19 protein-coding genes are annotated in these 26651 nt (G+C 67.0%); 10 read left to right on the top strand and 9 right to left on the bottom strand.

The features are described 5' to 3' along the window. Positions 1-70 precede the first annotated feature (70 nt). Positions 71-4207 (bottom strand): bifunctional nitrate reductase/sulfite reductase flavoprotein subunit alpha, encoded by a 4137-nt coding sequence (locus HGB39_RS18090; RefSeq protein ID WP_064080624.1) that lies wholly within the window; start codon positions 4205-4207, stop codon positions 71-73. A gap of 257 nt (positions 4208-4464) precedes the next feature. After that, positions 4465-5916 (bottom strand): CCA tRNA nucleotidyltransferase, encoded by a 1452-nt coding sequence (locus HGB39_RS18085; RefSeq protein WP_005572815.1) that lies wholly within the window; start codon positions 5914-5916, stop codon positions 4465-4467. A gap of 149 nt (positions 5917-6065) precedes the next feature. Here HGB39_RS18085 and HGB39_RS18080 point away from each other — a divergent pair, with 149 nt between their 5' ends. The 5 genes from HGB39_RS18080 (at position 6066) to HGB39_RS18060 (ending at position 14480) form a co-directional block, all read left to right on the top strand. Then, the gene (locus HGB39_RS18080; RefSeq protein ID WP_005572816.1) at positions 6066-6641 is read left to right on the top strand and encodes an NUDIX hydrolase; all 576 of its coding nucleotides are present in this window, start codon (positions 6066-6068) and stop codon (positions 6639-6641) included. Positions 6642-6643: 2 nt separating this feature from the next. After that, complete coding sequence (locus HGB39_RS18075; RefSeq protein WP_043793375.1) at positions 6644-9034, top strand: DUF6049 family protein; 2391 nt, start codon at positions 6644-6646, stop codon at positions 9032-9034. Beyond that, complete coding sequence (gene murJ, locus HGB39_RS18070) at positions 9031-13026, top strand: murein biosynthesis integral membrane protein MurJ (RefSeq protein ID WP_081276584.1); 3996 nt, start codon at positions 9031-9033, stop codon at positions 13024-13026. Before HGB39_RS18075 ends, murJ begins: the two co-directional genes overlap by 4 nt. A 47-nt stretch (positions 13027-13073) precedes the next feature. Further along, on the top strand, positions 13074-13655 hold the full coding sequence (gene sigM / locus HGB39_RS18065; protein WP_005263510.1) for an RNA polymerase sigma factor SigM: 582 nt from the start codon (positions 13074-13076) through the stop codon (positions 13653-13655). Positions 13656-13733: 78 nt separating this feature from the next. Next, positions 13734-14480: an RsmA family anti-sigma factor gene (locus tag HGB39_RS18060; protein ID WP_005560821.1), complete on the top strand. Its 747-nt coding sequence runs from the start codon at positions 13734-13736 to the stop codon at positions 14478-14480. A 3-nt stretch (positions 14481-14483) separates the two neighbouring features. Here the strand turns inward: HGB39_RS18060 and HGB39_RS18055 are convergent, their stop codons facing one another. After that, entirely contained in the window at positions 14484-15056 is a 573-nt protein-coding gene (locus HGB39_RS18055) for a TetR/AcrR family transcriptional regulator (RefSeq protein WP_005560823.1), read from the bottom strand. Positions 15057-15144: 88 nt separating this feature from the next. On the opposite strand from HGB39_RS18055, the gene HGB39_RS18050 reads away from it, so the two are divergent. The 5 genes from HGB39_RS18050 to HGB39_RS18030 all read left to right on the top strand — a co-directional run bounded on the left by HGB39_RS18050 (position 15145) and on the right by HGB39_RS18030 (position 20165). Next, positions 15145-16116 (top strand): NAD-dependent epimerase/dehydratase family protein, encoded by a 972-nt coding sequence (locus tag HGB39_RS18050; protein ID WP_005560827.1) that lies wholly within the window; start codon positions 15145-15147, stop codon positions 16114-16116. Positions 16117-16153: 37 nt separating this feature from the next. Continuing rightward, a complete protein-coding gene (gene nox, locus HGB39_RS18045; RefSeq protein WP_005263506.1) occupies positions 16154-17341 on the top strand; it encodes a 4,4'-dithiodibutanoate disulfide reductase in 1188 nt (395 codons plus the stop codon). Between the two features lie 111 nt (positions 17342-17452). Continuing rightward, a complete protein-coding gene (gene trxB, locus HGB39_RS18040; RefSeq protein ID WP_005560829.1) occupies positions 17453-18436 on the top strand; it encodes a thioredoxin-disulfide reductase in 984 nt (327 codons plus the stop codon). Between the two features lie 40 nt (positions 18437-18476). Then, positions 18477-18800: a thioredoxin gene (gene trxA / locus HGB39_RS18035; protein ID WP_005249122.1), complete on the top strand. Its 324-nt coding sequence runs from the start codon at positions 18477-18479 to the stop codon at positions 18798-18800. A gap of 165 nt (positions 18801-18965) precedes the next feature. Next, positions 18966-20165, top strand: a complete 1200-nt coding sequence (locus HGB39_RS18030; protein ID WP_005560831.1) for an N-acetylmuramoyl-L-alanine amidase — start codon at positions 18966-18968, stop codon at positions 20163-20165. An 18-nt stretch (positions 20166-20183) separates the two neighbouring features. Here the strand turns inward: HGB39_RS18030 and HGB39_RS18025 are convergent, their stop codons facing one another. From HGB39_RS18025 to HGB39_RS18000, 6 genes are all read right to left on the bottom strand, one after another. Beyond that, positions 20184-20882: a GNAT family N-acetyltransferase gene (locus HGB39_RS18025; RefSeq protein WP_005560833.1), complete on the bottom strand. Its 699-nt coding sequence runs from the start codon at positions 20880-20882 to the stop codon at positions 20184-20186. A gap of 157 nt (positions 20883-21039) precedes the next feature. After that, a complete protein-coding gene (locus HGB39_RS18020) occupies positions 21040-22122 on the bottom strand; it encodes a ParB/RepB/Spo0J family partition protein (RefSeq protein ID WP_005560834.1) in 1083 nt (360 codons plus the stop codon). Continuing rightward, positions 22119-23132, bottom strand: a complete 1014-nt coding sequence (locus HGB39_RS18015; RefSeq protein ID WP_005560835.1) for a ParA family protein — start codon at positions 23130-23132, stop codon at positions 22119-22121. Before HGB39_RS18015 ends, HGB39_RS18020 begins: the two co-directional genes overlap by 4 nt. A gap of 68 nt (positions 23133-23200) precedes the next feature. Next, complete coding sequence (gene rsmG, locus HGB39_RS18010) at positions 23201-23884, bottom strand: 16S rRNA (guanine(527)-N(7))-methyltransferase RsmG (protein ID WP_005249117.1); 684 nt, start codon at positions 23882-23884, stop codon at positions 23201-23203. A gap of 677 nt (positions 23885-24561) precedes the next feature. Continuing rightward, on the bottom strand, positions 24562-24963 hold the full coding sequence (locus tag HGB39_RS18005) for a nuclear transport factor 2 family protein (RefSeq protein WP_005560836.1): 402 nt from the start codon (positions 24961-24963) through the stop codon (positions 24562-24564). A gap of 1120 nt (positions 24964-26083) precedes the next feature. Further along, complete coding sequence (locus HGB39_RS18000) at positions 26084-26638, bottom strand: Jag family protein (RefSeq protein ID WP_037206810.1); 555 nt, start codon at positions 26636-26638, stop codon at positions 26084-26086. Between the last annotated feature and the right edge of the window lie 13 nt (positions 26639-26651).

Here is a 26651-nt window from a genome sequence, read left to right as displayed (position 1 = left end):
CATGCGTCATGACCGACATCCTATGTCGGCAAATGCGGACCGATCAAGTGCACCTTTCCGCAGATACGGATCAGTACACGTCGCGCACGTACCGCTTGTCGGTCGCGAGCTGCTTCATGTACAGCTCGGTATCTTCCTCGTCCAGGCGCCCGTGGGTGCGGACGACCTCACGGATTGTCTCGTCCACGTCCTTCGCCATGCGGCTCGCGTCGCCGCACACGTACAGCGACGCACCCTCCTGCATCCAGCCCCAGAGCTTGGCGCCGTGCTCGCGAATGCGGTCCTGCACATAGATTTTCTGCCGCTGGTCCCGGGAGAACGCCGCATCGAGGTGGGTGAGAAATCCGTCGCGGTGCATAGCTTCCATCTCCTCGCGGTAGTAGAAGTCGGTAGCCTCGTGCTGCTCACCGAAGAACATCCAGTTCTTACCCGTATGACCCAATTCGCGGCGTTCGTGCAGGAATCCGCGGAACGGAGCGATACCGGTGCCGGGACCGACCATGATCATCGGTGCGTCGGCGGCCTGCGGGGGACGGAAGTGCGCCGACTTCTGCACGAAGATCGGCACGTCGGCCTCGTCGCAGTGATCGGCGAGGAACGTCGAGCAGACCCCGGAGCGGTTCTTGCCCTCGTGGTTGTAGCGCACCGCGGAGACGGTCAGCTGCACCTCACCCGGGTCGACCTTGGGGCTCGACGAGATCGAGTACAACCGCGGCTGGAGGCGCTTGAGCACGCTCAGCCACTCCTCGGCGTCGGCCTCGACCCCGTACTCCGCCAGCACGTCCATCGACTGCCGTCCCCACAGCCACTGCTGGAGCGCGATCTTGTTCTGCGGGCGCAGCAGCCGCGCCAGCTCGGTGTCCTGGGTGCGGCTCTGCACGAACCGCAGCAGCTCGGGGGTCACCTTCGTGATCTCGAGCTTCGTGCGCAGCGCCTCGCGCAGCGTCATCTCCGGCAGGTCCGGCAACGTGACGGGCGTGTCCGGGATCGACCGGGTGACCTTCAGCCACTCGTCGACGACGGCGTCGCTGTTGGTCGGCCAGACACCGAGAGCGTCGCCCGCCTCGTAGGAGAACTCCGGATCGCTCACTTCGAAACCGAACTGCCGCACGTCCTTCGACGATCCGGCGGCGCTGAGCGGAATGTTCTTCGTCAATCGCGTGACCAACGGCGTCTTCCGTGTGAACGTCGCCGCCTTCTTCGCTGCGGGACGGGCCGGCGCGGGTGCGGACGCCACCACGGGCGCACCGTCGGCCGCCGCACGCTCCCGGACCAGCTTCTGGACCTGGGTCAGCCACTGACGTGCCTGGTCCTCGTAGTCGGGTTCGCAGTCGACCCGCTCGGTGAGACGCTTCGCCTCCAGCTGCTCCAGCCGGGCGTCGATCCGCTTGCCGTGCCCACAGAAGTCGTCGTAGTTGGAATCGCCGAAAGCCAGCACGGCATACCGGGTCTGCGACAGCTTCGGGGCCTCGTCGCTGCTGAGCGCGGACCAGAAGCTGCTGCCGTTGTCGGGGGCGTCGCCGTCCCCGAACGTGCTGGTGATGATCAGGAGGTCGCGGACGTCGGCGAGACCCGCGACGTCGTAGTCGTCCATGCTCGTCAGGCGGGTGCCGTGGCCGGCCGCTTCGAGTTGTTCGGCACATTCGGCGGCGAACTCCTCGGCGTTGCCGGTCTGCGACGCCCACACCACCACCACCGGGTGCTGGACCGATTCAGTGTTCGCATCCGGAACCACGGCACTGTGCGGAAGGTCGGAACGGGAGAACAGCCCCGCCATCAGACCGTCCAGCCACACGCGCTTGGACCCGGAGATCGGCGCGCTTCGCGGAAGAACCGGAACGCCCTGGATCTCGGTGGACTGCAGCCCCGACAGCAGCCCGGCGAGGTACATGCGTTCGTGTTCGTCGAAAGTGGGGGAGGCGGAGTCGTCCAGGCCCAGGATGCGGCTCATCTCCGCGGCGGGCGAACCCTGCGCGAAGGTGAGCGCCCCGCCGGACTCCGGGACCTCCGGCGCCGCCACCGGGGCCACCCGGGTCAGGGAGACGGCGCACGCCTTGAACTCCGGCTGGAAGGACGTGGGATCGACGGCGTCGTTGGTGACGGCGTTGATGCTGAGGTACTCGCCGAACGAGTCGTTCCAGTGGAACGGGGCGAAACACCCGCCGGCGAGGACACGGTCGCTGACGACGGCGGGAAGCACCGCGCGACCGCGCCGGGACGCCACCTCCACCTTGTCGCCGTCGGCGATCGAAAGCTTCTGCGCATCAGCCGGATTGATCTCGACGAATGGGCCGGAGTTCAGCTTGTTGAGCTTGGCCACCTTGCCCGTCTTCGTCATCGTGTGCCACTGGTGCTGCAGGCGACCGGTGTTGAGGACGAACGGGTAGTCGTCGTCGGGCATCTCGGCGGGCAGCATGTGCGGGCGCGGGAAGAAGGCGGCCTTGCCGCTCGCGGTGGCGAACGCGAGCCGGGGGAGTGAACCGTCGGGAGCGGACAGCAGGTTCTGGCTGACGCCGTCATTCACGTAGCGGAGGGGGTTGCGATCGGTGCGGTTGCCGGGCGGGCTCGGCCACTGCACCGGCGTCTCCCGCAGACGGTCGTAGGAGATGCCGCGAAGGTCGTAGCCGGTCTTCGGATTCCAGGTGCGCTTGATCTCCTCGAACACGTCCTCCGACGAGTCGTAGGTGAACGCGTCCGCGTATCCCATCTCGCAGGCGACACGGGCGATGATCTGCCAGTCGGGCAGCGCCTGGCCGACCGGATCGATGGCCTGCTGCAACAGGGTGAGGTTGCGCTCGGAGTTGATCATCACCGAATCCGACTCCGCCCACAGCGCCCCCGGCAGCAGGATGTCGGCGTAACCGTTGGTCTCGGTGTCGAGGAAGACGTCCTGCGTGATCACGAGCTCGGCGGCCTCGAGACCCTCGATCACCGTCCGCCGGTTCGCCACGGTGGCAACGGGATTGGTGCAGATGATCCAGCAGGCCTTGATGTCACCCGCGACCATCCGCTCGAACATGTCGACGGTTCCGGTGCCGACCTCCGTGCGGATGCTGCCCTCCGGCAGCTCCCACAGATCCTCGATGAACGCCCGGTCGTCGGCGGCGAGCACCGACCGCTGCCCCGGCAGGCCGGGACCCATGTACCCCATCTCGCGGCCACCCATCGCATTGGGCTGGCCGGTGAGGGAGAACGGGCCGCTGCCCGGCCGGCAGATCGCACCGGTGGCCAGGTGCAGGTTGCAGATCGCGTTGGTGTTCCAGGTGCCGTGGGTGCTCTGGTTGAGGCCCATCGTCCAGCAGCTCATCCAGTTCTCGGCCTCACCGATCCACTGGGCGGCCTGACGGATGTCGGATTCGGGGATGCCGGTGATGTCCGCGACCTTCTCGGGGGTGTACTCCTCGAGGAACTCCGGCATCACCTCCCAGCCCTCGGTGAACTCGGCGATGAACTCGGGATCGGTGTGCCCGTTCTTCACGAGCAGGTGCAGCAGACCGTTGAGCAGCGCGAGGTCGGTGCCCGGCGCGATCTGCATGAACAGGTTCGACTTGTCGGCGGTCGCGTTGCGACGCGGATCGACGACGATCAGCTTGGCCCCGGCCTTGACGCGGTCCATCATCCGCAGGAACAGGATCGGGTGACAATCCGCCATGTTCGCGCCGATCACGAAGAACACGTCGGCCGAGTCGAAATCCTGATACGAGCCGGGCGGGCCGTCCGCGCCCAGCGACTGCTTGTAGCCGGTGCCGGCGCTGGCCATGCACAGCCGCGAGTTGGACTCGATCTGGTTGGTGCCGACGAAGCCCTTCGCGAGCTTGGTGATCAGGTATTGCGCCTCGATGGACATCTGACCGGAGACGTAGAACGACAGGGCGTCCGGTCCGTGCTCGTCGAGTTGTTCCTTCAGCCGGCGCGCGGTCTCGCTGATGGCGGCGCCGACGTCGATCGAGGTGGGTGCCTCCCCGCGCTCGTCGCGGACGTACCCCGTTTCCATCCGGCCACCGGCCACCAGCATCTCTGCGCTCGTCGCACCCTTGGTGCACAGCCGCCCGAAGTTGGTGGGATGGTCCTTGTCGCCGGACGCCTTGAGCACGCGGCGCGCACCGGTCCCGGGATCGGTCCCGACCTCGAGCACCATGCCGCAGCCGACACCGCAGTACGAGCAGGCGGTCTTCACTGTGGAAGTCCCGGCTTTCTGCTGCTGCATCGACTAGCTCCTCACCTGCACGGTCGCCGCCTGTCCACCCGGCTCACGACCTGTATCAATGCTGCCGGGAACCGTGTTTCGTCGGGATTAACCCCCGTGAGCGTTCGGTGACGTCTCTCGCACCCGGGCGCGGGCACGGTGGTGATGTCGGCACGGCAGAATCACCAGATCATGTGACTGTCGTCACTTAAGGTGAGTGGCCGCCCGAAAGCGGAGTAAGGAGAAGGCGACGTCGACCCGAGCGGATCGGCGATCGGTCAGCCCTGCTGCGTGGCCCACCACGACAGCAGTTCGGCCTCGGCCTCGTCGCGGCTGAGGGGACCACGATCGAGCCGGAGCTCCTTCAGGTACTTCCACGCCCTCCCGACGTCGGGGCCGGCGGGAATGCCGAGCAACTCCATGATCGCGTTGCCGTCGAGGTCGGGGCGCACCCGTGCGAGGTCTTCCTGCTCGGCGAGCCGGGCGATCCGCTCCTCGATGTCGTCGTACGTCGCCTGCAGGGCGGCCGCCCGCCGCTTGTTGCGGGTGGTGCAATCGGCGCGGACCAGCTTGTGCAGCCGCGGCAGCAGCGGGCCGGCATCCGTCACGTACCGGCGCACGGCGGAATCGGTCCACTGACCCTTGCCGTAGCCGTGGAACCGCAGGTGGAGGAACACCAGCTGCGAGACGTCGTCGACAATCTGCTTCGAATACTTCAGCGCCCGCATCCGCTTGCGGACCATCTTCGCGCCGACCACCTCGTGGTGGTGGAAGCTCACGCCGCCGCCCGGCTCGTTGCGTTTCGTGTCCGGTTTGCCGATGTCGTGCAGCAGCGCCGCCCACCGCAACACCAGGTCGGGGTCGCCGTCCTCGAGGTCGACGGCCTGCTTCAGCACGGTCAGCGAGTGCCAGTACACGTCCTTGTGCTGGTGGTGCTCGTCGATCTCGAGCTTCATCTGCGGCACCTCGGGCAGCACGAAGTCGGCGAGACCCGTCTCACACATCACGTTCATGCCGTCGATCGGGAATTCGCCGAGGATCAGCTTGTCGAGTTCGGCCCGCACGCGTTCGGCCGTGATCCGCTCGATCTGCGGCGCCATGTCGACGATGGCCTGATGCACGCGCTCGTGCAGGGTGAATCCCAGCTGGGACACGAACCGGGCGGCCCGCAACATGCGCAGCGGGTCGTCGTTGAAGGAGTTCTCCGGCGCCGACGGCGTGTCCAGCACCCCGGCCAGCAGCGCGTCCATGCCGCCCAGGGGGTCGACGAAGTCCTGCGAGCCGTCCGCACCGATCCGCACGGCCATCGCGTTGACCGTGAAATCGCGCCGCACCAGGTCGTCCTCGAGCTTCGTCCCGAACTGGACGACGGGATTGCGCGACACCCGGTCGTAGGCGTCGGCCCGATACGTCGTGATCTCGACCTGCTGACCCGCCTTGGTGGCGCTGATCGTCCCGAACTCGATGCCCGTGTCCCACTGGTTGTCGGCCCAGCCGGACAGCAGTTTCTGCACCCGCTCCGGGTGAGCGTCGGTGGTGAAGTCGAGATCGGTGCCGAGGCGGCCCAGGATCGCGTCCCGGACAGTACCCCCCACCAGGTACAACTCGTGACCGGCTGCAGCGAACCTCTCACCGAGCGGCGTCAGGACTTCGGACAGCTCGCGCAGCGTCACCGCGGCGCCGGCAAGCAGTCGCGTACGGCGCTCGTCGTCGAGAGAAGGGGCAGTCACGTCCAGGAAGCTTACCGAGGTGCGCAAATAGCGAGATACGCATACACGCTGTCACCTCGCCGTTCGGTTCACCACAGGTCTGTCACGAAGCGTCTCGGTTCGGGTGCGGCGTTCCGGTGGAGACGGCAAAGCCAACTACTATCGATGGGGTGTCTGCTGCCGAACGTGCGAACAGGAGTCGCCGCAACTCGCGGCGGCGCGGCGCCGTCGGCAAACCCGCGAAACCCCACATGAGGACGGTTCGCGAAACCTCGGCGGGCGGGCTCGTCGTCAACGGTCTCGGCGGACCGCGGGAGAATCTGTGCGCCGCGCTGATCGGACGCACCGACCGACGCGGGCGGCTGCTGTGGTCGCTGCCCAAGGGACACATCGAACAGGGCGAGACCGCCGAACAGACCGCGATGCGTGAGGTCGAGGAAGAGACCGGCATCCAGGGCACCGTCCTCGCGTCGCTCGGCAGCATCGACTACTGGTTCGTCACCGAGGGCCGACGGGTCCACAAGACCGTCCACCACTATCTGCTGAGATGCCTCGGTGGGGAACTGTCGGACGAAGACGTGGAAGTCACCGAGGTAGCGTGGGTGCCGCTCGCCGAGCTGGGATCACGCCTGGCCTACGCAGACGAACGGAAACTCGCAGAAATCGCCGGTGACTTGATCTCCAAGATGACTACCACCCCGACCGCCCCCGACCTGAAGCTCCAGAAGGGGCCAGACGCCGGATGAGGATGGCTTTGCGTCGGGTCGGTGCCGTGACGTTGACCGCACTCGCGGTCGTTCTGGCTCCCACCAGCACCGTGGTGGCGGCGGCCCAGGACCCCGTGCCGCCCGAGAGCGCCGGGACCCAGACGGTCGCCGAGGACCCCGAGTTCCTCGAACTGCACATCGACAACGTCACGCCGTCCACGGTCACCACCACCAGCGACCCGTTCGTCACCGTCACGGGCTCGGTGAAGAACATCGGCGACCGCACGGTCCGCGACGTCAGCGTGCGACTGCAGCGCGCCCCCGCCGTCGCGAGCAGCGAGGGCCTCCGCACGTCCCTCACCCTCGATCAGTCGCGGTACGACACGGTCGGCATGTTCGACACGGTCGCGGGCCGCCTCGACGAGGGGCAGAGCAAGCAGTTCACGCTGTCGCTGCCACTACGGTCCGACACCGACATCTCTCTCGACATCACCGAACCCGGCGTGTACCCGCTGATGGTGAACGTGAACGGCACCCCCGAGTACGGCGGGGCCGCGCGCCTCGACGACGCCCGATTCCTGCTCCCCGTGTTCGGGGTCCCCGGCACTCCGGCCGTGCCCCCGGACATCTCCAGTCCCGTCGCCGTCACCATGCTCTGGCCGCTCGCCGACCGGCCCCGGCTCGCGGCGGGGGTGCCCGGTTCCGTCACCGAACCGGTCCGTCTCGTCGACGACGACCTCGCGTCCTCGCTCGCGGACGGCGGCCGGCTCGACGAACTGCTGGGCGCGGCGGAGTTCGCCACCCGGGAGAGCGTCGACCGTGACCACACCCTCCGGGACAGTCTGTGCCTGGCCGTCGACCCCGACCTGCTGATCACCGTCGAGAACATGACGCGCGGATATCTGGTGGTGGACGACCCGTCCGATCCCACCGGTTCCGCGCACGAAGGCACCGGTAAGGATGCCGCGTCGGCGTGGCTCGACCGCGCCCGGTCACTGGCCGCGTCCATGTGCACCACGTCGGTTCCGTTCGCGCAGGCCGACCTGTCCGCGATCACCGAGGTCGCGAACCCGGACCTCACCGCGACCGCCGTCGAAGCCCCCGCGGACATCGTCGACAACGTGCTGGGTGTCACGTCGCTGCGCAATTTCGTGTGGAGCGACGCCGGCGTGCTGGACGACGCGACGGCGCAGATGCTGCGCAGAGACGAGGCGACCACCACGCTCGTGGCCGCCAATTCCGTCGACACGACGACACCCCGCGACAGCGCCCACGTCATCGAGGCGACTCCGCCCCCCGCCCCCGTTCCCGCGAACGGGGAGACGACCCCGGCGGCAACCGAGACGCCTGCGGCCACCGGAAGCGTCGACGCGCTGCTGTTCGATCCGTCCGTCGGGACGGCGCTCGCGGCCATGGGAACGACACCGCAGACCCCCTCGTACACCCCGAAGCGCGCCCGGTACGACCTCTCGGACGATTCCCGGACCGCCCGACTGCAGGACGCACTCGGTGCGGTGTCGTGGTCTGCCCTCGAACCCGAGGCCGCACGCGCCGCAGGCACCCCCCGCTCGCTGATGGTGGTGCCGCCGCAGCTGTGGACGGCCGGCGCCGAGGACGCGAAGACGCTGCTGTCCACGGTGTCCTCGCTGATGCGCTCCGGGCTCGCGACCCCCCGCCCGTTGCCCACGCTGCTGGGACGTCAGCCCGGATCACCCGAGGTCGCGACGCTGGAGTACCCGGATCAGGCCGCCGAGGACGGCGTCCCCGCCCATATCCGCGACGCCGCCGCCACCCAGACGCCCCGCATCGAGGCACTGAACACCGCACTGGTCGACGACCCGCAGGCCCCGCTCACCCCGGAACGCTTCACGGCACCGCTGCGCGAGGACCTGCTGCGCTCGATGAGCCTCGCGCATCGCCGCGACGACGAACGACGGTCCGCGGAAGAGGCGTCCGACACGCGCGCCGACGAGGTGGCCGAAACCATGGACGACCTGTTCGGGGCCGTCACCGTCGTGTCGCCGGGCGGTGTCTACACGCTGGCGTCGGAACAGAGCCCGCTGCTGCTGGTGGCCAGGAACGACCTGCCGGTCGGAATCACCGTCCGTCTCCAGGTGGACGCGCCGTCGGGGATGACCATCACCGACATCGGCCCCACCACGCTGCCCCCACGTGGCAGCCGCACCCTCACCGTTCCCACCGAAGCCAACGACTCCCGCAAGCTCGTCGTCACTTTCTCTCTGACCACCGCCGATGGACAGCAACTGGGAGAGCCGACCAGCGTGACGGTACGGTCCAACGCGTACGGGCAGGCGTTGGCGATACTGACAGCATGCGCGGGTGCTCTGCTGCTGTTCCTCGCCGGCCGCCGGCTGTGGCATCGATTCCGCGGCCAGCCGGATCCAGCTGACGAAGGGTACGAACGTTCATGACCGGGAACTTGCCCAGTAGGGGCCAGAGGCTTCCCGATCGCTCCCATCCCCGGGTCGCGCCGTGGGAGCGGGACCACTGGGCTCGGGAAATCCGGCCGGACGAGGCGCCGACGGTCCAGTTCGCGGCCATCCGCGTCGACCCCTCGCCGCCTCCGGTCCGGGACTCCGGGCCGTCGACCGCGCCGCAGAAGCAGGGCAACTCCCGACTGCTGGCGTCCACCGGTTCGATCGCGGTGGCGACGCTCGTCAGCCGCATCACCGGATTCGCCAAGCAGCTCCTCGTCCTGACGCTGCTGGGTGGGTCGGTGGCCAGCTCGTTCACCGTCGCCAGCCAGATCCCGAACATGATCTCCGAGCTCGTGCTGGGAGCGGTGCTCACCGCGATCGTGGTGCCCGTCCTGGTGCGCGCCGAACGCGAGGACCCGGACCAGGGTGCCGCGTTCGTGCGACGCCTGTTCACCGCCACGTGCGTGCTGCTCGGAACTGCGGCGTTGCTGGCGACCGCGGCCGCGCCCGTGCTCACCACGCATGTCTTCCTGTCGGCCGACGGCAAGGTGAACACGTCCCTCACCACGGCTCTGTCCTATCTCCTCCTGCCCGCGATCCTGTTCTACGGACTGTCGGCGCTGCTCACGGCCATTCTCAACACCCGGCAGGTGTTCAAACCCGGTGCCTGGGCACCGGTGCTGAACAACGTCGTGATGCTCACCGTGCTGGTGATCTACTACGCGACACCGGGGGAGATCACCCTCGATCCGGTGCGGATGAGCGACCCGAAACTGCTGGTCCTCGGTGTGGGCGTCACGCTCGGTGTCGTGGTGCAGGCGATGAGCCTGGTGCCTGCGATCCGGCGCGAGGGCATCTCACTGAAACCGCTGTGGGGCCTCGACGACCGGCTCAAGCAGTTCGGCGGCATGGCCGTCGCGATCATCCTGTACGTGCTGATCAGCCAGGCGGGCATGATCGTCGCCACCCGCATCTCGTCACACGCGGACGCGTCGGGTCCCGCGATCTACAACAACGCGTGGCTCCTGCTGCAGCTGCCGTACGGCGTGCTCGGCGTGACGGTGCTGACGGCGATCATGCCGCGACTCAGCCGCAACGCTGCCGCCGACGACACCCCCGCCGTGGTCGACGATCTGTCCGTCGCCACCCGGCTGACGATGATCTCTCTCATCCCGATCATCACGTTCCTCACGTTCGCCGGCCCCGAGATCGGCCAGGCGCTCTACGGGTACGGCAACTTCGGGACCGGTGACGCCGAACGCCTCGGCCAGGCCGTCAGCTGGTCGGCCTTCACGCTCATTCCCTATTCCCTGGTGCTGATCCAGCTCCGCGTGTTCTACGCCCGCGAGCAGGCCTGGACCCCCACGTGGATCGTCCTGGGCATCACCGCGGTGAAGATCGCGCTGTCGGCGCTCACCCCGATGATCGCCTCCAGCGACGACCAGGTGGTCATCCTGCTCGGCGTGGCCAACGGCCTCGGCTACATCACCGGCGCGCTCGTCGGGGGCTGGCTGCTGCACCGCAGTCTCGGCAACCTGCAGATGGCGAACGTCGGCAAGACGGTGTGGGTGGTGGTGCTCGCGTCGATGGCGGGTGCGCTCGTCATGCTCGGCGCCGACCGCCTCCTCGGGCTCGACCGCCTCACCAGTCTGTTCGGCGGTCCGGGCTCGATGGTCCGGGTCATGATCAGCGGTGTCCTCATGCTCGTCGTCACCTTCGTGATCCTCTGGTTCGCGAAGATCCCCGAAATCGTGTCCATCACCGTCGCCGTCGCCCGCAAGGTTCGCGCCCTGCGCGGTCGCGGCGCCGCACAGGAACCGGAGGCCGACCCGCTCGCAGAAGCCGAAACAGAACTGATTCCCGTGGTCCGCGCCACACCGCACGACTTCGGGGGACAGCCGCGTGGTATCGAACGACCCGGTGGACTCCCGTACCCTGGACACGAGCGGGTCGGATCGCCGCCCGGTACTGGTCGGAGTTGGGCATTCGAGAATGAAGGAGTGAGGGTGAGCGACGACGACGTGGCCGGCAGCAAGAGAGCCGGAGGTTCTACGGTGCAAGCGTCCGAACGCGATTCGGCCGCCGCCCCCAACGGCGTCGACGCCCCGACCACCCGGATCCCGTCCGAGTCGGCCTCCACCGACGCCGCGAAGTCCGACAAGCAGGCCGGCACCGACGCACCGCAGAAAAAGGACGCGGCCACGTCCTCGGGCTCCGCAGACACTCCGAAAACGGGGCAGAGCAAGGAGACCGGCGATCCTGCGGATGCGCAGACGAAGGCTGCGCCGAAGACTCCCGCCGACGACGCAGGCGAATCGCCCAGAGACACACGTCACATGGGCGCGGCCCCCGCACGGGATCTCAGTTACGACACCGGCGTGATCCCGATCACACCGGCACCCGGACGTGAGCCCGGCGCAGGTCCTCGTCGTACTCCTCGTGGCCCCAAGCTCATTCCCGGCGCGTCCGTCGCGGGCGGTCGGTACCGCCTTCTGACACCGCACGGCGGTTCGCGGGGACTGCAGTTCTGGCAGGCGCTGGACGTCAAGCTCGACCGCGAGGTGGCTCTGACGTTCGTGGATGCCGAACAGCGCTCCACCTCGGCCGGTCCCGAAGGCCCGCAAGCCATTCTGTCGCGCACCCTGCGACTGGGCCGGATCAACTCGCCCGGACTCGCCCGTGTGCTCGACGTGGTCCGCGGTAGCTCGGGCGGCATCGTCGTCGCCGAGTGGACCCCGGGCCGCTCGCTGCGGGAGATGGCCGACACCAAGCCGTCTCCGATCGGCGCTGCCAGTGCCATCCGCGCGCTCGCCGCGGCCGCCGAGACCGCACACCGCGCCGGCGGGGCACTGTCCATCGACCACCCCGACCGCGTCCGTATCAGCATCAACGGCGATGCCGTGCTGGCGTTCCCGGCAACGCTCGCCGACTCCGACTCGAGTTCCGACGTGCGCGGACTGGGGGCCATGCTCTACGCCCTCATCACCGCGCGCTGGCCGCTGGGTGACCCGTCCGCTCCCGCGGGGGACCCGTCGGGTTCGCACCGTCCGGGCACCGTCGGCGGTATGCGGCTGGCCGACCGCGACTCGAGCGGGCAGCCCATCGGACCGCGGGTGATCCGCCCTGAGGTCCCGTTCGAGATTTCCGCGGTGGCGCTGCGCTCACTCGAGCCGAACGGGGGAATCCGCACGGCGGCCACCGTGCAGCACATTCTCGACCAGGCGTCCGTCGTCAACGACAAGACCGAATTCATCCCCGTGCTGCGGCTCGGGCAGCGGGGCCCCGGCACGACCGGTCACGCTCTCGCCGACCCGGAAGCACTGGAGGCGGAGAAGAAGAAGTCCAACCGGATGATCGCGGCGCTCGTGGGCCTCGCGGTCGTCACGATCATCGTGCTGGCTCTGCTGGGCTTCTGGCTCGCGACGTTCCTCACGGGCAGTAGTTCCGACGCGCCGCTCACCGAACAGGACTTCGGGCTCACCACGTCGGCCGAGGCGCCGCCCAACCCCGAGTCGCCCGCCCCCGCGCCCGCCCCGGCGGCGAACGTCGCGCCGGTCAGCCCCTCGGGGGCGACGGTGTTCTCGCCGCAGGGCACCCCCGACTCCGCCGCGAACGCCCGGCTGGCGGTCGACGGCAACACGTCCACCGTGTGGAGCACCGACTCGTACTTCCAGCCGTTCCCCGCGCTGAAGAACGGTGTGGGCCTGATGGTCACGCTGGACGAGCCGGCGACACTGTCGAGCGTGTGGATCAACTCGCCGACACCGGGCACCAACGTCGAGATTCGCAGCGCCCCGTCGGAGAACCCGACCCTCGACCAGACGCAGGTGCTCGGCTCGAAGGTCCTCGGCAACGGTGTCACCGATATCCCGGTGAAGTCGGAGGGACCCACCAAGAACATCCTGGTGTGGATCACCGGCCTGAGTAATTCCGGTGGCAAGAACCAATCGTCCATCGCCGACATCGGTTTCAACGCCGCGACGTAGTCGGCACCCGGTGCTCGCGGATCGGCGAACTGAGCTAACATCCGCCGGTGCGAATCTTCCGGGGGGATTCCGAGGGTGAGCCCTCGGACGTCGACCTATTGGCTGCGCACGTCGCCGGCGATCGGCACGCATTCGAGACACTGCTCGGACGGCACTACGACCATCTGTGGCACGTCGCCAAACGCACCAGCTACACCACCGAGGACGCGGCGGACGCCCTGCAGGAGGCGCTGCTGTCCGCGCACCGCAACGCGGGCTCGTTCCGCCGGGACGCCGCGGTCCGGAGCTGGCTGCACACGATCGTGGTCAACGCCTGCCTCGACCGCATCCGCCGGAACAAGGCTCGTCCTGCGGTGTCCCTGTCCGCCGACGAGGACGACGAACCGCGCGATACCCGCGACTACGTTTCCGAGGTGGAGCTCAGCCTGGTGGTCGAGCGCGCACTGGCGCAGCTCCCGCCGGATCAGCGGACCGCGATCGTGGCAGTCGACCTCGAGGGCCGTTCGACGAGTGAGGCGGCCGCGCTTCTCGGGGTTCCGGAAGGCACCGTGAAGAGCCGCTGCGCCCGCGGCCGGAAGAAGCTGGCCGCCTCTCTCGAATATTTTCGGGTGGAGGGGAACCGATCATGACTCCGGGGCGTCAAAACCTAGTGGGAGCGGGAAACTGTCCTGACGTCCCGGACCACGATGAACCGGCGAGGAGGTGCCATGGCCGACCGTGAACCCGAACCGTCCGATGCCGCGCTGCCCGCACCGCCGTACTCCGAGGACCTGCTGGCCGATCTCCACGCCGGGGTGTTGCCGGAGTCGGTCAGCGATCGCCTGTGGCCGCTCGTCCGGAACGACCCGCAGGCCATGGACGTGATCGACGCACTCGACCGGGTCACCGATCAGCTGGGCGCGCTCGGACGTGATCATTCGGTCTCGACCTCGATTCCCGCCGACGTCGCCGACCGCATCAACCGCGCTCTCGCTGCGGAACGGGACACACCGGCCGAGGCCACCGTGGTGCCGCTCGCCCGGCGACGGAAGTGGGCTGCGGCGGCCGCGGGGACCTTCGCGGCGGCGGCAGCGGTCGTGGTGGCCGTCGCGGTCGTCATGCCGGACAGCCGGGAATCCGAGCCGGCCGTTGCCCTGCCCAGTTCCGAAACCTCACCGGCATCGGCCGTTCTCGATCTGGGCACCGATCTCGATTCCGGACGCCTCCTCACCGTGATCGGTTCGCGGCAGCTCGGACCACTCGGGGATCCCGCGCAACTCGCAGAATGCCTGCGCGCCAACGGCATCGAACCGTCCCGCCCCCTTCTGGGGTCCAGTGAGGTTCGCCTCGACGGTGCTCCCGGGGTACTGCTACTGGTGGCTGCGCCGCGTCCGCCGCAGATCACGGCCCTGGTGGTGGGCCGCGAGTGCGGCGCGGGAGATCCGGCGACGATCGCTGTCACCGAGATCGGTTGATTCTCAGGGTTTTTCCCGCTCCGAACGGGCGACCGGCATGAGCAGCTCGAGGATCTTCGCGCGCAATTCCGGAGTGTCGTCCTCGACGGCGATCAGGCTCGTGAACAGTGCGGCGCCGGCGGCGAGGACGAGCACGGCCGTCGCGGTGCTCGACCCGGCCGGGTCCTCCTCGCTCTCGAACAGCTGAGTACTCGGCCCGCTGAATCCCCGCCACAGCGCGGTACGGAGGTCGTCGTGGTCGCGGATCGCGGCCAGCAGACCCGGCGTGGCCGCTCGCACCTCCGGTCGCGAGAACAATTCGGCGCTGCCGGTCACCACCCAGCGGATCCAGCCTTCGCGGTCGGTGCCCTCGAACGGTGTCAGGTCGGGTGTCGCACCGAGGATGGCGTCGAGAACCAGATGCGCCTTCGACGGCCATCGTCGGGTGATGGACGCCCTGCTCACCCCGGACCGCGTCGCGATGGCCCGCATGCTCAGTTGATCCCAGCCCGATTCCACGAGCATCGCCCGGGTGACCGCGAGGACGTCGGTGTCGATCCGTGGGTCGCGGGGGCGGCCGGTTCCAGTTGCATTCATTGGTTCGAATTGTGGGACAGAAGTGTCTTCCGCGCTATATCGTACCTATTACGAGTCCAGTGGCACCGTAATTGAAACGGACGAACACATGAAGATCGCGGTCACCGGCGGCACCGGATACGTCGGTGCCCACACCACGCTGGCGCTCCTCGCCGCCGGCCACACGGTTCGACTGCTGGTGCCGCCCGCCGAATCTCCCGACACCCTGCTCGTGGCAGCCGGGGACGACGCCGCGCGGATCGAGCAGGTGGTCGGCGACATCCGCGACGCCCAAGTGGTCGCACGCCTCCTCGACGGCTGCGACGCGCTACTCCACGCCGCCGGGGTAGTGGGCACCGACGACCGTCGCGAACAGCTGATGTGGGAGATCAACACGCAGGCCACCGCCGCGATCCTCACCCGGGCGGCCTTCCTCGGACTCGACCCGATCATCCACGTCGCGAGTTTCAGTGCCCTGTTTCCGTCACCCGACGCCGTCATCGGCCCGGACAGTCCGACGGCGTCGGGCCGTAGCGCGTACGGCCGCACCAAAGCGGCCGCCGACCGCATCGCCCGCGCACTCCAGGACGCGGGCGCCCCCGTGGTCATCACTTACCCGACGAGCGTCGTCGGTCCCGGGCTCGGATCCACCAAGGGCGTCACCGAACAGGGATGGGGCGCGATCGTCAGCGGCGGGGTGGCGCCCCGATTCGACGGCGGCATGCAGATGATCGACGTGCGCGACGTGGCCGCGGTCCACACCGCCGCGATGCATCCCGGCCGCGGACCCCGGCGATACGTCTGCGGCGGCGAACTCGTCGAGTTCAACCACCTCATCGACGTCCTCGAACACTCCTCGGGCCGTCGCCTCCGGCGCATCCCGCTGTCGGGCAGCACCTTTCGCGCGCTCGGACGGATCGCCGACGTGGTCGGCAGGTTCACGCCCCTCAGCGCGGGGCTCAGCTACGAGGCAGCGTGGCTGCTCACCTCGGCGACCCCGACCGACGACTCGCGAACCCGCGACGAGCTCGGGCTCACCTGGCGGCCTGCCCGCGCGGCGCTGGCCGCGACCTTCGCCTGAAACGCCCTCCCACCACCACCCTCGAAGGCGGACCACCATGACCGTTCCACCACCCCGGCCCGGCATCTGGGAGCCGGCCCGCCTGGGTCCCCTGACGTTGCGCAACCGCATCGTGAAGGCAGCCACGTTCGAGGGCGTCATGCCGCGCGGCCGGGTCACCGACCAGCTCGTCGACTTCCACGCCGAGGTCGCTCGCGGCGGTGCCGCACTGACGACCGTCGCGTACTGCGCCGTCTCACCCGGCGGACGCGTCCACGCGAACACCCTCGTGCTCGACCGTGCCCACGTCCCTGATCTGCGCCGGCTCACCGACGCCGTCCACGCCGAAGGTGGGTTGGTCGCGGCGCAGATCGGTCATGCCGGTCTCGTCGCGAACACGCTGTCCAACCGCACCAAGACCCTCGCGCCGTCCACGCGGCTCAGCCCGCCCGCCATGGGTCTGGTGAAGGGCGCCACGCGGGAAGAACTCGACCAGGTCACCCGCGACTTCGAGGACGCGGCCCGCAATGCCGTCGAGGCCGGATTCGACGCAATCGAGGTCCACCTCGGCCACAACTACCTTCTCAGCTCGTTCATGAGTCCCAACCTCAACAAGCGCACCGACGAGTACGGGGGCAGCCTGGAGCGGCGGGCGGCGTTCCCCCGGCGGGTGATCGAGCGAGTGCGCCACGCCGCCGGCGACTCGGTGGCCGTCACGGCCAAATTCAACATGACGGACGGTGTCCCGAAAGGGCTGTGGCTCGACGACAGTCTCCGCATCGCGCGGCTCCTCGAAGCCGACGGGCACCTCGACGCACTGCAGCTCACCGGCGGCAGCTCGTTGCTCAACGGGATGTACTTCTTCCGCGGCGAGGTCCCGATGGCGGAATTCGTTGCCTCACAGCCCAAGCTGGTGGGCTGGGGCCTGAAGGTCTACGGGCCGCGCATCTTTCCGACCTACCCGTTCGAGGAAGCCTTCTTCCTCCCGATGGCCCGGCAGTTCCGCGAGGCCCTGTCGATGCCGCTGATCCTCCTCGGCGGCGTCAACAGGCTGGACACCATCGAGAACGCACTCGGCGAAGGGTTCGAGTTCGTCGCGATGGCGCGCGCCCTGCTCCGCGACCCGGACCTCGTCAACAAGTTCCGCGACCGGCACGTGGCCGAGGGACTCTGCATCCACTGCAACAAATGCATGCCCACCATCTACACGGGCACCCGCTGCGTCATCCGGGAGACTCTGCGCTGATCAGGGCGCCTGCGAGGGGAGCGACCGGTATCACCTGCAGTCGGGGAACAACACCCTTTAGTCTTGTGTTGATCCATACGACTGAGCACCCCTCACTACTGGAAGGCCCGCATGACCACTCCATCGACGGTTCATGAACTCATCATCGTTGGTTCGGGACCTGCCGGATACACCGCTGCCGTCTACGCGGCGCGCGCGGAACTCGAACCGCTGCAGTTCGAGGGGACCCAGTTCGGTGGCGCCCTCATGACCACCACCGAGGTCGAGAACTTCCCCGGATTCCGTGAGGGAATCATGGGACCCGACCTGATGGATCAGATGCGGGAGCAGGCCAAGCGCTTCGGCACCGACATCCGCACCGAGGACGTCGAGGAACTCGACCTCACGGGCCCAATCAAGAAGGTCGTCGTCAACGGCGAGACCTACCAGGCGCACGCGGTGGTGCTGGCAATGGGCGCCGCAGCCCGTTACCTGGGGATTCCGGGTGAAGAGAAGTTGCTCGGCCGCGGCGTCAGCGCCTGCGCCACGTGCGACGGATTCTTCTTCAAGGATCAGGACATCGTCGTGGTCGGCGGCGGCGACTCCGCCATGGAGGAGGCCACCTTCCTCACCCGCTTCGCCCGCAGCGTCACCGTGGTGCACCGCCGCGAGGAGTTCCGTGCGTCCCGCATCATGCTCGAGCGCGCCAAGGCGAACGCGAAGATCCGGTTCATGACCAACGCGGCGCCCGTCGAGGTGCTGGGCGAGAACAGCGTCACCGGCCTCGTGATCCGCGACACCGTCACCGGTGAGACCTCCACGCTGGACGTCACCGGCATGTTCGTCGCCATCGGTCACGACCCGCGCAGCGAACTCGTCAAGGGACAGGTCGACCTCGACGACGCCGGATACGTGCTCGTCAAGACGCCGACCACCGCCACCTCCGTGGACGGAGTCTTCGCCGCCGGCGACCTGGTCGATCACATCTACCAGCAGGCGGTCACCGCCGCCGGCACCGGTTGCTCCGCGGCGATGGATGCCGAGCGCTGGCTGGCAGAGCGCGGCGACATCACCGCCAACACCGTCGCCGCCGCTGGCTCGCCGGTCGACGCCTGACCTCACCCACACACACCCACCTCGAGTAAGGGAAATCCCCGTGTCGAATACCGTCACCATCACCGATGATTCGTTCCAGCAGGACGTCATTTCCAGCGACAAGCCTGTCCTCGTCGACTTCTGGGCCACCTGGTGCGGCCCGTGCAAGATGATCGCCCCCGTCCTGGAGGAGATCGCCGGTGAGCACAGCGACAAGCTGACCATCGCGAAGCTCGACATCGACGCGAACCCGGGCGCTGCCCGCGACTTCCAGGTCATGTCGATTCCCACGCTGATCCTGTTCAAGGACGGAAAGCCGATCAACACGATCGTCGGCACCAAAGGCAAGGCTGCGCTGCTGAAAGAGCTCGCCGACGTTCTCTGATCGACACCCGAACACCCGGCACGATTCCCGATTTTGTGGGAATCTCTGAGACAATCGATCGATGTGCTCCAGTCGCATCAGCTAGACCGACCGGAACACATCGATCGTTTTGTTTGTACCGAGACTCGTATGTACTCGTTGATTCGGACTGAGAGGCCCTGAAAAATGCACCGACTCCGTCACGGCGACCATGGTCCGGCCGTTGCTGAGATTCGGGGCACTCTGGCCGGTCTCGGTTTCCTGCACAACGGCATCGCGGACACCCGGCGCGAAGGCACCAACGGTTCGCACTGGATCGCCCCCGACGCCGTGTTCGATCATCACCTGGACAGCGCCGTACGGGCCTTCCAGCAGCAGCGTGGGCTTCTCGTCGACGGAATCGTGGGTCCTGCCACCTACCGGTCCATGAAAGAGGCGTCGTACCGCCTGGGCGCGCGCACGCTGATCTACCAGCTGTCCGCACCGCTCTACGGCGACGACGTCGCCACCCTGCAGACCCGCCTGCAGGATCTCGGCTTCTACGTCGGTCGCGTCGACGGCTTCTTCGGCCCGCAGACCCACGATTCGCTGTCCTCGTTCCAGCGGGAGATCGGGATCGCCGCCGACGGCATCTGCGGTCCGGCAACCCTGCGGTCGCTCGAGTTGCTCGGCACCCGCGTCACCGGTGGTTCACCGCACGCGATGAGCGAAGAAGAAATGGTTCGCAGCTCAGGACCCCAGCTGAGCGGCAAGCGGATCGTCATCGATCCGGGCCTCGGCGGCGACACCTACGGCACCATCGTCCGGTCCGCGTACGGCACGATCTCGGAGTCCGACATCCTGTGGGACCTCGCCAGCCGCCTCGAGGGCCGCATGGCCGCCACGGGCATGGAGACGTTCCTGTCCCGCCCGCACCACGCCAATCCCACGGACATCGAACGCGCATCCACGTCGAACGCCTTCGATGCCGACCTGATGATCTCGCTGCGCTGCGATGGCAACACCAGCCCGTCCGCCAACGGTGTCGCGAGCTTCCACTTCGGCAACTCGCACGGTTCTACGTCGATGATCGGTCAGGTTCTCACCGGATTCATTCAGCGGGAGATCGTGGCGCGCACGCCGTTGCAGGACTGCCGGACCCACGGTCGCACCTGGGACCTGCTGCGCCTGACGAACATGCCGACCGTGCAGATCGACCTCGGGTACCTCACCAACGACCTCGACGCCGCGGTGCTCTCCAACCCGCGTGCGCGCGACGCCATCGCCGAAGCGATCCTCATCTCCGTGAAGCGTCTGTACCTGCTCGGTCAGGACGACCAGCCGACCGGAACGTTCACGTTCGCCGAGTTGCTCGCCGAAGAGCTGTCTTCCTCCGAACGTTCCTGACATCTCGTTCCCGAACGCTCAGTGCGCACCGACGGGTGTGCGCTCCCCGATGTCGACCATGCTCACCGTCGCGGTGTGGATCAGACGCTCCAGGGCAGCCTCGACGTCTTCCTTCCACCCGTGATCCCGGTTCAGCTCGAGCCGTAGGCGCGGGAACCGATGATGGGGCGCGACGATCTCGAAGCCGTTGTCCTCGAGGAAATCGGCGGGAATCATGCACTCCTCCGGGGAGCACTCGCGCGCCGCTGTGGCTGACGCCATCCCGTGTGTGTCGATCGGCCCGGTTCCGTCGGTGTTGCGGATACCGAACGCCTCGAGCGCGCGAACACCGCGGCGCACCAGATCGGCCACCACGGCTTGGATCAACGTGGTTCCCAGATTCTGTTCTTCACCGGCCGGCTCGAGCCGGAGGCTCGTAAGGAGGACGGCGTCGGCACCGACCGGAGCGGTCGGGAGTAGCTGCGCGCGCGGCACGGTCCGCGGGGGAGCGTAGAGGGCGCTGCCGACCGGCTTCCCGTCCATGACGGCCACCTGTCCGCACGATCCCCATTCGAGCATGACCATGGAGAGCCAGGCTTCTTTCTCGAACTCCTGATCGCAGAATCCGCGCGAACTGTGGATCGCCGCGGGATCCATTTCCCAGAAGACACAGCGACGAGCGTGGGCGGAGAGCTTGTCCAAGCCGTCGAGAGTGAGCGATGTGACGTGAGTCGACACTGGCTAGCTCAGCCTCCATATGTCACTACCGCAGATCATTCGACATCCTCTGGTATTCAACGTTTTTCGCCCCCGATAGTTCTGCTGGAGTCGGTCCGTCAGCGGCCACTGTCACAGTGACGGATCACCCGCGGGTACTTCTACCTCTCTCAGGCGCTCATGAATCGGCCTTCTGTGCCTCCATCATCCCAACGATCCTCTGAAGATCGTCCACCGAACCGAACTCGACCACAATCTTGCCCTTGCGCTTGCCGAGGCTGACCGTGACCCTCGTGTCGAACGAATCCGACAGCCGCTCGGCGACGTCCTGCAGGCCCGGCATCTGGATCGGCTTGCGGCGCTGGGCGGGCTGCGCCGCCTGGTCGTCGCTGCGGTTGGCGAGCGTCACCGCCTCCTCCGTCGCGCGAACAGACATGCCCTCCGCGACGATGCGTGCCGCCATCACCTCCTGCGCGTCGGCTCCGGCCTCGAGCGACAACAGGGCGCGAGCGTGCCCGGCCGACAGCACACCCGCCGCGACGCGGCGTTGCACGGGAATCGGCAATTTCAACAGTCGGATCATGTTCGTCACCACGGGACGCGAGCGACCGATCTTCGCCGCCAGTTCCTCGTGGGTCACCTCGAACTCTTCGAGCAACTGCTGATACGCCGCAGCCTCTTCGAGCGGGTTCAGCTGCACGCGGTGGATGTTCTCCAGGAGCGCGTCGCGAAGCATGGCGTCGTCGCCGGTCTCGCGAACGATCGCCGGGATCGTCTCCAGCTCGGCTTCCTGGCTGGCACGCCACCGACGCTCGCCCATGACGAGCTGGAACTTGCCGTCGTCGAGCGGACGCACCACGATCGGCTGCATCAACCCGAACTCACGGATCGAGTGGACGAGCTCGGCGAGAGCCTCGTCGTCGAACACCTGACGCGGCTGCTTGGGGTTCCGCTCGATCAGGTCGGGGGCGATCTCCCGGTACACCGCCCCGGTGGGGGAGGGGAGGGGTTGAGCACCGTTCCCGGATTCGCCGTCGGCGCCGTTGCTCCCTCCATTGTTTCCCGTGGACGCGGGAGCGGTCTTCTCGTCCGTCGCAGAGTCCGACGAGTTCGGCGCGGGAGCGGTCAGTACGGTGCGTCGGTCCGCGCCGATCACGACGTCCGCGGCGGCGTTGCCCAGCCCCGGTCCCGTCGTGGTCGGTCCCGTAGGAATGAGCGCAGCCAGTCCACGGCCAAGTCCACCCTTACGCGTCTGACTCATCGCTGCTCCTGCTTCGTGATGTGTGCGGTGCGTGCTGCGAGTTCACGTCCCGCGTCGAGGTAACTCATGGCACCCCGCGAGCCGGGGTCGTAATCGAGCACGGTCATGCCGTACCCGGGCGCTTCGGACACCTTCACGCTGCGGGGAATGACGGCACGGAGGACGGCGTCACCGAAGTGGGTGCGGACCTCTTCTGCCACCTGGTCGGCCAACTTGGTGCGCCCGTCGTACATCGTGAGAAGGACCGTCGACACGTGGAGATCCGGGTTGAGATGTGCCTGCACCAGTTCGATATTCCGCAGCAGCTGTCCCACACCCTCGAGGGCGTAGTACTCGCACTGGATCGGGATCAGAACTTCCTTGGCCGCGACCATCGCGTTCACCGTGAGCAGTCCGAGCGAGGGCGGGCAGTCGATCAGGATGAAGTCGGCATCCACCTCGCCGAGAGCCTTCTCCGAGAGCGCGCCCTTGAGCCGTCCCTCGCGGGCGACCATGGAGACCAATTCGATCTCGGCGCCCGCGAGGTCGATCGTGGCCGGAATGCAGAACAGCCGGTCGTTGTGCGGGCTCTTCTGGATTGCCTCCGCTGCCGTCACCTCACCGAGGAGAAGCTCATAGCTGGACGGCACACCGGAGTGGTGGGCGACGCCCAACGCCGTGCTGGCGTTGCCCTGCGGGTCGAGGTCGATGACCAGGACGGTGAGTCCCTGCACCGCGAGGGCGGAGGCGAGGTTGACCGCGCTCGTCGTCTTACCGACGCCGCCCTTCTGATTGGCGATCGTGAGGATCCGCCGTTCGGGCGGCTTCGGCAGACTCACCGAGTGGGGGTGCAGTACCTGACTCGCGCGGTGCGCGGCGGCACCGATCGGAGTCTCCTCGACGGAGATTCCGTTGTAGGGGGCCGTGAATCCGTCGTCTCCGTTCCCGGAGCTCGTCGCCTGGTCGGATTGATGGTCGGTTTCACGTGAAACTGTTTCACGTGAAACGGCGGATTCAGGCCCACCCGACATTGACTACTCCTTCGATTGGGAATCGCTCGTTACTCGACATATTCACTCCCTAGTCACCGTGCCCATCGTCATCGACGCTGACGGCGTTTCGGTACACGTTCTGCCCGAACGACAACGGTGGGGACAGGAAGCAGGCCCACTCCGCATTCCACGATATCCAGCTTGCCAGCACCCAACCGAGTCAGGGAAGCGCGATCACGGGAAATCTCTTCGGCGGCGCTCGAACCTTTCAATGCGAGCATTCTCCCATGCTCGTGGATAAGCGGCAGCGACCACTTGGCCAACTTCTCCAACGGTGCCACCGCTCGCGAAGTCACAACGTCTGCGCCACCGGCTTCCTTCACCACACCCGACTCCTCGGCGCGGCCCCGGACCACGAGCACGTCCAGGCCGTTCGACTCGACGAACTCGGCGAGGTACACCGACCGCCGCAGCAACGGCTCCACCAACGTGATGCGGAGATCGGGACGGGCAATCGCGAGGGGGATACCGGGCAACCCGGCACCGCTTCCGACATCGACGACGGACTCACCCTCGGCGATCAGTTCACCAACGACGGCACAGTTGAGGAGGTGACGTTCCCAGAGCCGCGGAACCTCACGAGGTCCGATCAACCCCCGCTCGACACCGTCGGTCGCCAACGACTTGTAGTAGCGCTCCGCAATATCGAATCGTTCACCGAACACCTGGCGTGCCGCCGCTTGTTCGTCCCATTCGGCCGGCTCTCCACCATTCGGTTCCACGTGAAACATCCTCCCGCGAATATCGCGAAATCAACAAACACAGCTTCTTCATTATCCGCCCTCTCTCGCGACTATGTCCCTTAACTCGAACGCGCAACGCCGGAGCAGTGTTGGGCCGCACCCCTTCCGGTGGGGGAGGGGAGGGGTTCGGTCGTCTCTCGGTGATGAATCCTGGCGATCCCGCGAATCCGGCCGTCCCTTCGACGGCGAACCCTCTCGGACGGTCGATGTCGCGCCCAACGCCGGCAGAGAGTTACGCAGATTTGGGACTGCAGATCGCGGCGCTCATGTTTCACGTGGAACAGACGACCCCGTCCACGGCGGCGACACAACCAGACCGAGCCCCGAGCGGCGGTTTCACGTGGAACAACCGACTCGTGTTTCACGACTCGTGTTTCACGTGGAACAGACGGCGGTCACTGGCCTAGTTCGCGCGTCACCCCGCGACCTTCCCAAGCGGACGCACGCGGGGTTCGGTGAACGACAATCGAGTCGGGCCTCTCCAACTTGGGGCAGCCGTCCACGCCTCCTCGACGCTACCTCTCGGCAACTCCACCCCAACGAATCCCTGTTTCTCAATCATCACAGTGACGAAACTTCCGGGTGTGGTTGGGTGGGTGAAACTACAACCTAAATTCCTTCGAAAGTGTGAAAACGACGGTCCCGGACCCCCTATCCGCCACGCGTCAGACAGTGGTGTCCGGAAAGGAGTGGTGTTCGTGAGCGACGAGCCAACGCCCGTTTTCCTTCCGCAACCCCACTGTGAGGCGGAGCCGGTTCTCCGGATTGTCGGCGAGCTCCGCTTCCATACCGCAGCGGAGGAGTGCATGGGCGAAGGCGACGTCCTCGCCGGCTGTCACATCCAAGGCCACCATCTCGAAGCGGGCACCCTTCGACTGCCATTCGAACGGCGGCCACGTCTCGCGATACGCATCGATTCCGCGAGCACCCTCATATGGCGGTGGCACATCGAACATCACGATGTCGTCGGAATGGTCCGCGAGCACCCCAGCCATGTCGCCGCTGTGCACAGCCTCGGCCCAACGGTCGATCAGATTCCGGATTTGTCGTTCGTCCTCGGTCCTCACTCACTCCACCCGTCGACGGCACTGGTTCGGTCGCTTCAATGAGGTGGACTTCGAGAAGCGGCGAAACTCACCGCGTCGAGTCAGCGCACCGTGAATCGTTTGGCTCAGGACTTCGCGAACTTTCGGATCGTGTCCAGTGACCATCGGCGGATGAGCGAAGCAGAGCTTCGATGGATCCAGTACTCGTCTCCACGATCTCGGCACTCGCCGGCGGCACGGTGCAGGAGGAATTGGTCGATCGGTTGGCCCACTAGTCGCCGACGGATTCACGTTTTGGGCGGCCCCTGAAACTGAGCGGGGTACGGCTTGCCAATTTTGACCCCTGCCCATCGATCCCGGCTCGAGCAGTTGCCTATCAGGGCGATCGGATGAGCGATGGGGATTTCCCCGCGAACCCGTCTGCTCGGCGTGAGCCGCCGAGGGCGCACTGAGATCTCGAGATTCCGGCAACCGTGATGGCCGAACGGATCGGCTGGGACCATACACTCCGGATCCTCAGCATCCACGTCGCCGAACTGTGCCCGATCTTCCTGCCGCCGAATCCTTCCTCATGCGCCACCTCCCTCGCTGGGGATCGTCAGTGTGATTTCCGGTTCCCGCCTATCACCCGCCCGATCAACCAGGGCCAAATCCGAACGACAACGAAGCTCCCAGTCTTGACCATGAACTGTGGATGCCCGCACTGGGTTGTGTGCGGTGCTGGTGCCCGCGGAGCGGTGGACCTGTTGGCGGACTGGTGGCCCCTCATCAAGGCGCTCGGCGATGTACCCCGGGCATTGAACTCGCAGCGTCGTTGCGGCCGCGAACACCCGCCGCATACCCTGGTCGCCGACCACCGGCGGGCGTGCGCGAACATCAAACTCTCTCCGAGATCGAGCGGGCACGGTCCGCGTCTTCGTCGACAACACACTGTCCACGAAGCCCTGAGACAGCGCAGTGAGCGGAGGAGGCATCCGAATCTCGCTGCGGACACCCGCCCCCTCGGTGGGGGAGGGGAGGGGTGCGTGTTTCACGTGAAACGAAACGAATCCACAGTGACGGGTAGCGACATACGGATAGAGAAGAGGCGGGGCTCCCGGAGATGAATCCGGGAGCCCCGCCTTGGTGATGCTTGTGTGGATCAGTCCTTGATGACGACCACGCGACGTGAAGGCTCGGCGCCTTCGCTCTCGCTGGAAACGCCATCGACCTTCGCGACTGCGTCGTGAACGATCTTGCGCTCGAACGGCGTCATCGGAGCGAGCTCCTCGCGTTCGCCGCTCTCGAGTACGCGGCGAGCAGCCGAGGAACCCAGCTCGGTCAATTCGGTGCGACGGCCGGCACGCCACCCGGCGATGTCGAGCATCAGGCGACTACGCTCGCCCGTCGCCTGCTGCACGGCGAGGCGAGTCAGTTCCTGGAGTGCGTCGAGCACCTCACCCTTGCGTCCGACCAACTTGGTGAGATCGTCTCCACCGTCGATGCTGACAACAGCACGGTCGCCCTCGACGTCCAGGTCGATATCGCCGTCGAAGTCGAGTACGTCGAGCAGCTGCTCCAGGTAATCGCCGGCGATTTCCCCTTCCTCGATCAGGTAGTCGTCAGAATCGGAATCCACCTCGGTGTCCGGGTTCTGCGTCGTTGCAGTCACGTCTGTCTCATCTCCGTCCACTGCGATGTCAGGCTCACTAGCCATGCTCGTTCTCTTT

The sequence above is a fragment of the Rhodococcus opacus genome (assembly GCF_012396235.1).
Classification (GTDB): Bacteria; Actinomycetota; Actinomycetes; order Mycobacteriales; family Mycobacteriaceae; genus Rhodococcus_F; species Rhodococcus_F opacus.
The sequence above is the reverse complement of the archived record's forward strand: the minus strand, read 5'-3'. Positions and strand labels throughout refer to the sequence as shown.